The sequence below is a fragment of the Streptomyces sp. S063 genome, assembly GCF_002832675.1.
In the GTDB taxonomy this organism is placed as follows: Bacteria; Actinomycetota; Actinomycetes; order Streptomycetales; family Streptomycetaceae; genus Streptomyces; species Streptomyces sindenensis.
This window is the reverse complement of the sequence record NZ_CP021707.1, coordinates 6,961,054-6,971,228: the sequence shown is the minus strand read 5'-3', so window position 1 is coordinate 6,971,228 and position 10,175 is coordinate 6,961,054. Positions and strand designations below refer to the sequence as shown.

The following is a 10,175-nucleotide window of genomic DNA, read 5'->3' as shown; positions in this document are numbered from 1 at the left end:
GGGGGGGCGGCATTCACTCCGGGCCGGGGCGCGGTGATGCGGCTCTGCGTCGCCAGGGGTGCAGGAGGGCGGCGAGGATCTCGCCGGTGGCGGGGAAGGAAGCGGGGTCGTGGAGGCCGACGGCGGAGGGTTCGCGGCCGGGGCGCCAGGTGAAACTGCCGAAGAGGTGGTCCCAGCACGAGAGGTCGGAGCCGTAGTGGCCGGCTTCGGACAGATCGGTGCTGTGGTGCAGGCGGTGCTGCTCGGGACTGGCCAGCAGATGGTTGAGCGGGCCGATGCGGACGTCGATGTTGGCGTGGACGAAGTAGCCCTGGGCGGCGACGAAGAGTCCGGCCACCAGCACGGCGGGGCGGGAGAAGCCGACGAGGGCCAGGGCCAGTTGGACGAGGCTCTGCGCCAGGACGATGTCCAGCACATGGTTGACACCGTTGTTGGCGACGTTGACCTTCTCCGGCACGTGATGCACCCCGTGCAGTCGCCAGAGCAGGGCGTTGCGGTGGCCGAGCCGGTGCACCGCGTAGCTCACCAGCGAACCGGTGAGGAGGGCACCCGGGATCTCGGCCCCGAGGTGGTGGGCCGGCTCCTCGGGCGAGATCAGCCCGACGGACAGGGCGACCAGCAGTTGCGCCAGTCCGCTTCCGGCCATGGTGAGCAGGAAGTAGATGCCGTACCAGCGCCATTCGTCCTTTCCGGGGTGCCAGGTCCGGTCGTAAGGAATCAGCCGCTCCAGAAGAGCCAAATAGCCGATCACGCCGATCAGGAAAAGCGGGCTGACCCACGCCGGATCCCACCGCAGGAGCAATGAGAACGCGGCCACGCACCCGACCGCGAGGAGGAGTACGGGGTAGGCGACGGCACAGAGAATGCGGGACACGAAATTCCCTGCCACCCGCTTCCCGGAAACCGAATAGGCGGCCGAATGAATTTCGCCATCGATGGCGCGCTCGCGCTCGTCCATACGTGACCCCCCACAAGGGAACGCAACCGGGAGAGACCAGATTTCCTTCATCAGCGCAGGCCGGAACCGCCCTGAGAGTCTCGGTGAACTCCGGGGCGACCACGACCCCGCACTGACGCCTTTCAGACACCCGGCTCCGATGGAATTCGGCCGTGGCGTGAACTGATGCCCCCGACACCATCAGCCCAGATCATCTATTTCCCGATCCCGCGGCTTTAATCACGCGCGACGCGGATAAATCGACCGGCGATTTCGTTCACGGAGGCCGTACGGAAAGGTATACGGAAAGCCATCGCAAAGTATCGCACAGTCGAGCGAGGCCGCGTTTCGGGAACTCTACTTCGTAGGATCATCGCTATGCCGGGGGACGGCGCATTCCGGTGCGCCGGGAGGCGAATTCCCACGCTCGGGCGTGCGTCGGTGCGGGGAGCCGCGCGCCCGCGCGCGAGCGGTGTCACCTCGTGCTCCTCAGCGGCGCGCGGTGGGGAGACCCCGGGCTCCTTTCACCCGAGGACACCTCCCTGCGATGATCGCGGCGAGATCCGGCAGCCCATCAGCGAACCGAGGAGCCTCCTTGACGTACGACGTCAGCGCGGTGCGCGCACAGTTCCCCGCCCTGCGCTCCGGCACGGCGCACTTCGACGGCCCCGGCGGCACCCAGACCCCGGCCCCCGTCATCGACGCGATCGGCGAGGCGATGAGCCGTCCGCTGTCCAACCGGGGCTCCACTCTGCCCGGAGAGGTCAACGCGGACGGGATCGTCCGGGAGTTCCGGCAGGCGATGGGCGATCTGCTGGGCGCGGACCCGGGCGGGATCGTCTTCGGCCGGAGCGCCACCCAGCTCACGTACGACTTCTCACGCACCCTGGCCGGGACGTGGCGGCCGGGGACGAGGTGGTGGTCAGCCGGCTCGACCACGATGCCAACATCCGCCCGTGGGTGCAGGCGGCCGAGCGGGTGGGGGCGGTGGTGCGGTGGGCCGACTTCGACCCGGCGACCGGCGAGCTGTCCCCGGAGGCGGTCGGCGCGCAGATCACCGGGCGAACCCGGCTGGTCGCGGTGACCGGCGCGTCCAATCTGATCGGCACCCGGCCCGACATCCCGGCCGTAGCCCGCCTCGTCCACCAGGCCGGAGCGTTGCTGTACGTGGACGCGGTCCATCTCACGGCGCACCGCGCGGTGGACCTGGATCGACTGGGGGCGGACTTCCTCGTCTGCTCCCCGTACAAGTTCTTCGGCCCTCACCACGGGGTGCTGGCAGCCCGGCCGGAACTGCTCGACACCCTCCGCCCGGACAAGCTGGCACCGTCCGCCGACGCCGTACCGGAGCGCTTCGAACTCGGCACGCTCCCGTACGAGTTGATGGCGGGGACCCGCGCGGCGGTGGACTTCGTCGCGGAGCTGGGGACCGTAGCGGCCGGCGGGCTCGCCGGGCGGCGTGAGCGGCTGTTGGCGGCGTACGCGGCGATCGAGTCCCATGAGACCGCGCTGCGGGAGAGCATCGAGAAGGGGGTGCGCGACCTGGGCGGGGTGACGGTGCACTCGCGGGCCGCCGAGCGCACCCCCACGCTGCTGCTGACCTTCGAGGGCCGGCGCGCGGCGGACGCCTACCGTGCCCTCGCCCGCTCCGGGGTGCACGCGCCCGCCGGATCGTTCTACGCCCTGGAGGCCTCTCAGCACCTGGGGCTCGGCGAGAGCGGCGGCCTCCGTGTGGGGGTGTCCGCGTACAACGACGCGGACGATGTGGAGCGGCTCCTGACGGGGCTGTCGGAGTTCCTGGGCTGACCCGCGACCCGAAGGGGCTGCCCCGTCGCCCCCGGCGTACGGAGGACGACAGCGCTCAGAGCGTGGCCAGGGTGTCCACCGCGTCGGCCAGACCGGTCAGGTGCCGGGCCCCCGGCGGCTGCCGCCCCGCCCAGCCCGGTCCGGCCACACAGACGACGGGACGGCCGCGCGCACCCCGTACGCCCCACTCGATCGCGTTCAACCGGGCCACGAGTGCGGGGCTCGCCGTCTTCCGGGACTGGGCCCAGAGCACCACCGCGGCGGGACCGGTGCGCCGGGCCGCGTCCTCCAGCGCCCCGGCGGGCACGGCGGCACCGAACATACGGACCGGCAGGCCCTGTTGGGCGAGAGTCGCGGCGAGCGCCTCCAGGGCGAGCGTATGGGTCTCGCCGGGCACACAGGCCAGCAGGGCGAGGCCCGCGCCGGGGGCGGGGGCCCGCCCGGCCGCGGCCGCGCGCAGCGCGCCGGAGACGTGCCACGACAACAGGTGCTCGACCTCGATGTACCGCTCCCCCTCCGTCTCCCACTTGCGGCCCACCGCGTGCAGCGCCGGCATCATGACCTCGTCCCAGGCGGCCGGGAGTCCGTAGCGGTCGAGCACCGCCGTGAGCAGTTCGTCCAGGGCCGGCGCGTCCAGCCGGACCGCGGCCCTGGCCAGACCGCGGCACTCCTGGCGGGCCCGGCCGATCGGCAGCGGCCCCGAAGCCCGGGAAGCGCGCGCCGGCCGGGCCGCTTCCGAGGGGCCGGACGCCCCGGCCAGGACGGTGCGCGCCGCCTCGGCCGGGGGCAGGCCCGAGCTCGTCAGGGCGCACATGTGCCGCAGGGCGGCGATGTCCGCTCCGGTCCAGCGGCGGTGCCGGCCGTCCTGCCGTGCGGCCGGGCCGATGCCGTAGCGGCGGTCCCACGAGCGCAGCGTCGTCGGGGCGACGCCCAGGAGGCGGGCCACCGCACCGGTGGTCATGCCTCCGTCGGCCGGGGCTTCCGCAAGCAGATCGCCTGTCGGGTCCATAAACTCACCATACGACGCAAAAGCGACGCGTGTTGTCCGGCGGATCCCCGAGCGGTTCGCTGAGACACCGGGACAGGAGCGACAAGAGAAGCGGCAAGAGAGACAGGAGACAATCATGAAGCTGAGCGACGAACTGCCCACCGACCACCGGCTGGCGTCCGTGTACCGGGTCGGTGCGGGACTCTGCGGAGCGATCCTGATGGTGTTCGGGTCTCTCGGCTTCGCGAATCAGCTGAGCTTCTTCGCCACCGACGGCAGCCGGATCGCCGGACTGACGTCCAACGGGCTCCTCAGCCTGATCTCGCTGCTCGTGGGTGCGGTGCTGATCGCCGGGGCGGCGGTGGGCGGCAATGCCGCCTCCACGGTGAACATGACCGTCGGCTCGCTCTTCCTGCTCAGCGGCTTCGCCCACCTGTTCATCCTGGACCGGTCCGCGAACATCCTGGACTTCAGCATGGCGAACGTCATCTTCAGCTTCGTGATGGGACTGCTGATCCTCACGTTCGGCATGTACGGGCGGGTGACCGGCGGTCTGCCGCACGACAACCCGTACTGGCGTCGCCGCCACCCGGAGCAGGCCGCACGCGAGGCCGCCGCCCGCAGGAGGGCGGCGGCGGGAGGCCCGTTGCGGGACGGATCCGCTCAGACCTTGCGGTAGCGGGCGTTGAGCCAGGAGAAGACGCCGAAGGCGACCAGTCCGAGGGCGATGAGCACCAGCAGCCACGGGCCGACCGGAGTGTCGGCGAACGAGCGCAGGGTGTCGTCCATCCCCTTGGACTTGTCCGGCTCGTGCTCGACGGCGGCGGCTACGGCGAACGCGCCCGCCGCAGCGAACACGCTGCCGCGCGCCGCTCCGCCGAACACCCCCGTGATGTCCACGGCCCGGCGGACGCGGTGGGACATCTCCGACAGCTTCAGGTGCTTGTGGTACTTGCGCAGGATGGCCCGGACCGCGATCCAAAGTCCCGCGCCGGCCACGACGGCGCCGCCGATCCCGACGGTCCACTGACCGCCCGGCCAGCCGAGTGCCTTGGCGGTGATGTCCTGCGACTGCTGGTCGGACGAACCGCCGCCGCTGCCGGAGTCCCCGGCGGCGAAGGACAGCACGGAGTAGGCGACGAAAGCGTAGAAGAGCGCCCGGCCCGCCGCCATGGCCCGCTTTCCGGGCTTGTGCTCGTCGGGTCCGGCCCCGCCGAACAGCGCTTCGGACAGCCGCCAGAGCGCCATGCCCGCCACGGCTGCGCCCAGCACCCACAACAGAACCGTCCCGAAGGGCTTCTCGGCTATCTCCGCGACCGCACCGCCACGGTCGGCCTGTTTTCCGTCGCCTCCGGAGAACGCGATCCGCAGGGCGAGGAGGCCCACGAGCACGTAGATCACCCCGCGGGCGACGAACCCGGCGCGGCCCGCCGCCTCCATGGCGTCGCTGTTCGCGGCACGCCGCGCCCGGCCGCGTCCCCGCGCTGTCACTGAACGGCTATTCATGTCATCCCGCTTGCCCCCGCGCGGCGGATCGATGCCACGGCGGTTCGGGGGCGGTTTCGACGCAGAACCGACGCGGCAGGCGGAGCGAGCGGCAGCGCGTCAGTGTGGAGAGGACGGAGAACACCCGTGGGGCGATGGACAAGCCCCCTCGATCGCCGGAGGAGACATCATGACGACCACCCGTCTGCAGCGCACCGCGGCGGCCGCCGCGGCCCTCGCCTTTCCCGCCTCTCTGGCGTTCTTCGCCCCGCAGGCACAGGCAGAGGCCCCCGCCGACCCGTACGGCCCCGCCTGCGCCTCCGTGCCGAAGGAAGGCGCGGGCAGCCTGGAAGGCATGGCGAAGGACCCGGTCGCCACCGCCGCGTCCAACAATCCCGAACTCTCCACCCTGGTCGACGCGGTGAAGAAGGCCGACCTGGTGGACACCCTCAACAACGCGGAGAACATCACGGTGTTCGCGCCGACCAACGCCGCGTTCGAGAAGATCCCGCAGGCCGACCTGGAGGCGCTCCTCAACGACAAGGACCAGCTCACCAAGGTGCTGACCTACCACGTGGTGGGCGAGAAGGTCACGACGCAGCAGATGGAGGACGGCACCTTCAAGACGCTGGAGGGCAGCGACCTCACCACGAAGGGCTCGGGCACCGAGTTCACGGTGAACGACTCCTCGAAGATCGTCTGTGGCAACGTGCCGACGGCCAACGCCACGGTGAACCTCGTCGACACGGTGCTCATGCCGCCGTCCTAGCGGGTGTCTGCCCGGACATCCCCCAGGGATACCACGTGGCCTCTGAGCGGGGGTTCTATACGCTGAAGGCGTGAGACACGCCGACGACCGACCGACCCGGAGCGGCGCCTCGGATTCCGAGGTGCCGCTCGCAGACCTTCAGGCCTTCGCGGTCGAGCTGCGCCGGATGAACGGCGAGATCAACCGGATGACCCACGGCTTCGCGGTGAACCAGCGGCTGCACCCGACGGACGTGAGCGCGCTCGGAGCCATCCTCGACGCCCCGTCGCCCCTGACGCCGGGGGCACTGCGGGAGCACCTGGGGCTCACCTCGGGGGCGGTGACCGCCTGCCTGGACCGGCTGGAGCGGGCCGGGCACATCCGCCGGGCGCGGGAGAGCGCCGACCGCCGGGTGGTGCACGTGTACTACGAGCCGAGCGCCCGGACCGTCGCCCGCGACTACTTCATGCCGCTCGCCGAGGCCACGGCACGGGCCAGGGCACGGTTCAGCGAGGGCGAACTGACGACTGTCCTGCGCTTCCTCGCCACGATGAACGAGGAACTGGCCGAGGTCCCCCGACGCGTCGCTGAGTTCCCTCCCGGCCGGAGCACGTTGCTCGCGCCGTTGCGCGCTTGCTCGCGACCGTTGCGCGCTTGCTCGCGACCGTTGCGCGCTTGCTCGCGACCGTTGCGCCCTGGAGGGACGGGCCGGTCGAAGCCACCCCCGTACGAATCGCGGGAACGCTTCCCGTAATATATTTCAACGATTGAGATTGTTCATCGACGAGACATCTCCACCCCTCGGGAGAGACATGCCCACCCCTGCACGGTCGGTCCGCTGGCTGGTCCCCGTCGTCCTGCTGATCGCCTGGCTCGGCATCGGCGGCGGGCTCGGACCGTACGCCGGAAAGCTCGGCGAGGTCGCCACCAACGACCAGGCCGCCTTCCTGCCCCAGAACGCCGAGTCCACACAAGTCATCGACGCCCAGAAGGCGTTCCAGCAGAGCGAGACCCTGCCGGTCATCCTCGTCTGGACCTCGGCGGAGAAGGACGCCCCGGTGGACGACGGGCAGCGCGAGGCCGCGACCGGCGCCCTCGCCTCGCTCTCCGGGAGCGAGGGGATCGTCGGAACCCCCTCCCCCGCACTGCCCTCCAAGGACGGCCTCGCCCTCCAGGGCATCGTGCAGCTGAGCCCGAACCTCGGGGACGAGCTGCCGGCGGTGCTGGAGAAGGTCGACAAGGCGGGGAAGGCCGTCACCGGCACGACGGTCCAGCTCGCGGGGCCGGCCGCCAGCCAGGCGGATCTGTCCGACGCCTTCGCGGGCATCGACGGACTGCTGCTCGGGGTCGCCCTGATCACGGTGCTGGTGATCCTGCTGCTGGTCTACCGCAGTGTGCTGCTGCCCTTCGTCATCATCCTCGGCGCGGTCTTCGCCCTGGGGTTGTCCTGTGCGATCGTCTACGTCCTCGCCGACCACGACATCGTGCGCGTGGACGGCCAGGTGCAGGGCATCCTGTCGATCCTGGTGATCGGCGCGGCGACCGACTACGCACTGTTGCTCACCGCCCGGTTCCGGGAGGAACTCGCCGTCCACGGCGACCGGTTCACCGCGATGCGCGTCGCGCTGCGCGAGTCCTTCGGCCCGATCACGGCGAGCGCCGCGACCGTCGCGGCCGGTCTGCTCGCGCTGCTGCTCAGCGACCTCACCAACAACCGGGCCCTCGGTCCGGTGGGCGCGATCGGTATCGTCTGCTCGGTCCTAAGCGCTCTCACCTTCCTGCCCGCCGCGCTGGTGCTGCTGGGCCGGACCGCGTACTGGCCGGCGAAGCCCAGGCCCGCCGACGCGAAGGTGACCGGCGGCCACGGCATCTGGCACAAGGTCGCGGCCCTCGTGGACCGGGCGCCCCGCAAGGTCTGGGCGATCACTCTGGCGGCCCTGATCGCCTGTGCCGCGTTCGCCCCGACGCTCACCTCCAAGGGCGTGCCGCTGGACGAGATCTTCGTCAACGACGCACCGTCCGTGGCGGCCCAGGAGACGCTGAGCGAACACTTCCCCGGCGGCTCGGGCAATCCGGCCGTGATCATCGCCTCGGCGGACCGTCTGTCCGAGGTGACCGAGGCCGCGGAGCGCACCGACGGGGTGGACTCCGCCGCACCGGTGAGCGCGAGCGGGCGGCCGGGCGGCGAACCCCTCGTCGTCGACGGCAAGGTCCGTATCGACGCGACCCTCGAGGACGCGGCGGACAGCGACGGGGCCAAGGAGGCGGTGGCCGCGCTGCGCACCGCGGTCCACGCGGTGCCGGGATCGGACGCACTGGTCGGCGGCTACACCGCGCAGCAGTACGACACCCAGCGCACGGCCGAGGACGACCGCACGCTGATCGTGCCGGTGGTTCTGGTGATCATCCTGGTGATCCTGGTCTTCCTGCTGCGGTCACTGCTGATGCCGGTGCTGCTCGTGGCGACCGTGGCGCTGAACTTCCTGGCCACGCTGGGCATTTCCTCGCTGGTCTTCACCCATGTGTTCGGCTTCAGCGGCACGGATTCGTCAGTTCCGCTGTACGGATTTGTGTTCCTCGTCGCCCTCGGCGTCGACTACAACATCTTCCTGATGTCCCGGGTCCGGGAGGAGTCGCTGCGCCACGGAACCCGGGAGGGCATCCTGCGTGGGCTGACCACGACCGGCGGGGTCATCACCTCGGCGGGCGTGGTCCTGGCGGCCACTTTCGCGGCGCTGGGCGTGATCCCGCTGGCGTTCCTGCTCCAGATCGCGTTCATCGTGGCCTTCGGCGTCCTGCTGGACACGCTGGTCGTCCGCTCGCTCCTGGTCCCGGCACTGGTGCGGGACATCGGGCCGAAGGCGTGGTGGCCGGGGGCACTGAGCCGCGAGCGGGCCTGACGAGCGGACTCAGGGCCGCCGCAGCGCGTCCCCGGGTGCCCAGCCCGGGTCCCGGTAGGCGGCGAGCGCCCAGATCACGAAGATGTCCAGGGCGATGACGATCACCGACCAGAGGGGCGCGTACGGCAGGAAGAGGAAGTGCGCGAAGAGGTTCAGGGAGGCGAAGACGATGCCGGTCACCCGCGCCCAGCTCGCCCCCCTGAGCACGCTCGCCCCGGTGACGGCGACACAGACGCCGAGCACCAGGTGGGTCCAGCCCCAGCCGGTGAGGCTGATCCGGTAGACGTACTCGCCGACATCGCCGTAGACGTCCCCTCCGGCCAGGGCGGCGATACCCTCCAGGGCCGCGAGGACGCCCTGGCAGAGCATCAGGATCCCGGCGAAGAGCACGCCGCCGGTCACCCAGAGGCTGTCCGGGTCGGGCGCGGGAGCGCGCCCGGCCGGACCGTCGCCGCGCTGCCAGGGCGCCTCGCCCTGACCGGGCCCGGTCAGGGGCCCCTGCCCGAAGCCGCCCGGGTCGGACGGGTCCGATGCCCGGGACGGGTCTGCGGCCTGAGAAGGATCAGCAGCCCGGGAAGGGTCCTCGGCCTGAGAAGGACCGGCGGCCCGGGAAGGATCCGCGGCCCGAAACGGGTCCTCGCTCATGAGGAGGTCTCCTGCTGCTGTTCCGCCTGTCCCTTCGCCCGACGGCCGACCACCGCGGCGGCCGCGGCCGCGCTGCCCGCGAAGGCCAGCGCGACCATCCAGGGCCGGTCGAAGACATGGCAGGTGGCGTGGTCCACGGAGTAGCGCCCGGGGCCCGCCAGACCGATGGCCGCGGCGGTGAACCCGAGGAACGCCGGGTACTCGTAGCCGCCGCCCTGGGCGAAGAAGCCCGCCGGCGCGTGCACGGCCACCGCACCGGCCATCGCCCCTGCCGCCGCCGCGCCCGCCGCCGGAGTGGCGAGGCCCAGCGCGAGCAGCACACCGCCGCCCGCCTCGCCGAGCCCGGCGGCCACGGCACTGTGCTTGGGCGGATGGAACCCCATCGCCTCCATCGCCGCCGTCGTGCCCTGGATACCTCCGCCGCCGAACCAGCCGGCCAGCTTCTGGCTGCCGTGGGCGGCGAGCACCGCGCCGGTGCCGACGCGCAGGGCGAGCAGACCGAGATCACGCCGGTTGAAACAGACCATGAGGACTCCCGGGGCGAGGGGTTGGCGAGGGGTTTCCGGTACGGATCCCACTCTCGTCGGCCGCTGTTCGGCGGGCGCGGCCGACTACGCCGTACGGGGCACGGGCCCGGTGCCGCACGGCCCTCCGCGCGACGCAGAT

The 10,175-nt window shown here is 71.5% G+C and carries 8 protein-coding genes and 2 pseudogenes; 5 read left to right on the top strand and 5 right to left on the bottom strand.

Going from position 1 to position 10,175, the window contains the following annotated elements; genetic code table 11:
* Positions 1–13: 13 nt before the first annotated feature.
* The gene (locus CCZ36_RS31675; RefSeq protein ID WP_128819120.1) at positions 14–958 is read right to left on the bottom strand and encodes a sterol desaturase family protein; all 945 of its coding nucleotides are present in this window, start codon (positions 956–958) and stop codon (positions 14–16) included.
* A 574-nt stretch (positions 959–1,532) separates the two neighbouring features.
* Between CCZ36_RS31675 and CCZ36_RS31670 the strand changes: the two are divergent.
* Positions 1,533–2,743 (top strand): annotated as a pseudogene (locus CCZ36_RS31670) (cysteine desulfurase-like protein).
* Positions 2,744–2,798: 55 nt separating this feature from the next.
* Here the strand turns inward: CCZ36_RS31670 and CCZ36_RS31665 are convergent.
* A complete protein-coding gene (locus tag CCZ36_RS31665) occupies positions 2,799–3,752 on the bottom strand; it encodes a MerR family transcriptional regulator (RefSeq protein WP_128819119.1) in 954 nt (317 codons plus the stop codon).
* A 115-nt stretch (positions 3,753–3,867) separates the two neighbouring features.
* On the opposite strand from CCZ36_RS31665, the gene CCZ36_RS31660 reads away from it, so the two are divergent.
* The gene (locus tag CCZ36_RS31660; RefSeq protein ID WP_069736268.1) at positions 3,868–4,410 is read left to right on the top strand and encodes a DUF4383 domain-containing protein; all 543 of its coding nucleotides are present in this window, start codon (positions 3,868–3,870) and stop codon (positions 4,408–4,410) included.
* Here CCZ36_RS31660 and CCZ36_RS31655 read toward each other — a convergent pair.
* Positions 4,395–5,237: a DUF1206 domain-containing protein gene (locus CCZ36_RS31655; protein ID WP_079133966.1), complete on the bottom strand. Its 843-nt coding sequence runs from the start codon at positions 5,235–5,237 to the stop codon at positions 4,395–4,397. The two genes, CCZ36_RS31660 and CCZ36_RS31655, sit on opposite strands and share 16 nt — an antisense overlap.
* A 169-nt stretch (positions 5,238–5,406) precedes the next feature.
* On the opposite strand from CCZ36_RS31655, the gene CCZ36_RS31650 reads away from it, so the two are divergent.
* The 3 genes and pseudogenes from CCZ36_RS31650 to CCZ36_RS31640 all read left to right on the top strand — a co-directional run bounded on the left by CCZ36_RS31650 (position 5,407) and on the right by CCZ36_RS31640 (position 8,864).
* On the top strand, positions 5,407–5,985 hold the full coding sequence (locus CCZ36_RS31650) for a fasciclin domain-containing protein (protein ID WP_069736267.1): 579 nt from the start codon (positions 5,407–5,409) through the stop codon (positions 5,983–5,985).
* Between the two features lie 70 nt (positions 5,986–6,055).
* Positions 6,056–6,541, top strand: a pseudogene (locus CCZ36_RS31645) (MarR family winged helix-turn-helix transcriptional regulator); the annotation flags it as partial.
* Positions 6,542–6,776: 235 nt separating this feature from the next.
* Positions 6,777–8,864 carry an MMPL family transporter gene (locus tag CCZ36_RS31640; protein WP_128819118.1) on the top strand — a complete coding sequence of 696 codons (2,088 nt, stop codon included), beginning with the start codon at positions 6,777–6,779 and terminating at the stop codon, positions 8,862–8,864.
* A 9-nt stretch (positions 8,865–8,873) separates the two neighbouring features.
* Here the strand turns inward: CCZ36_RS31640 and CCZ36_RS35135 are convergent, their stop codons facing one another.
* Entirely contained in the window at positions 8,874–9,509 is a 636-nt protein-coding gene (locus CCZ36_RS35135) for a DUF7144 family membrane protein (RefSeq protein ID WP_176734515.1), read from the bottom strand.
* Positions 9,506–10,036 (bottom strand): DoxX family protein, encoded by a 531-nt coding sequence (locus tag CCZ36_RS31630; RefSeq protein ID WP_069736263.1) that lies wholly within the window; start codon positions 10,034–10,036, stop codon positions 9,506–9,508. Before CCZ36_RS31630 ends, CCZ36_RS35135 begins: the two co-directional genes overlap by 4 nt.
* Between the last annotated feature and the right edge of the window lie 139 nt (positions 10,037–10,175).

What these genes read in the sequence shown, in the direction of transcription:
- CCZ36_RS31640 (WP_128819118.1), top strand. Translation starts at nt 6,777, where the DNA reads ATGCCCACCCCTGCACGGTCGGTCCGCTGGCTGGTCCCCGTCGTCCTG.
- CCZ36_RS31675 (WP_128819120.1), bottom strand. Translation starts at nt 958, where the DNA reads ATGGACGAGCGCGAGCGCGCCATCGATGGCGAAATTCATTCGGCCGCC.
- CCZ36_RS31655 (WP_079133966.1), bottom strand. Translation starts at nt 5,237, where the DNA reads ATGAATAGCCGTTCAGTGACAGCGCGGGGACGCGGCCGGGCGCGGCGT.
- CCZ36_RS31665 (WP_128819119.1), bottom strand. Translation starts at nt 3,752, where the DNA reads ATGGACCCGACAGGCGATCTGCTTGCGGAAGCCCCGGCCGACGGAGGC.
- CCZ36_RS35135 (WP_176734515.1), bottom strand. Translation starts at nt 9,509, where the DNA reads ATGAGCGAGGACCCGTTTCGGGCCGCGGATCCTTCCCGGGCCGCCGGT.
- CCZ36_RS31630 (WP_069736263.1), bottom strand. Translation starts at nt 10,036, where the DNA reads ATGGTCTGTTTCAACCGGCGTGATCTCGGTCTGCTCGCCCTGCGCGTC.
- CCZ36_RS31660 (WP_069736268.1), top strand. Translation starts at nt 3,868, where the DNA reads ATGAAGCTGAGCGACGAACTGCCCACCGACCACCGGCTGGCGTCCGTG.
- CCZ36_RS31650 (WP_069736267.1), top strand. Translation starts at nt 5,407, where the DNA reads ATGACGACCACCCGTCTGCAGCGCACCGCGGCGGCCGCCGCGGCCCTC.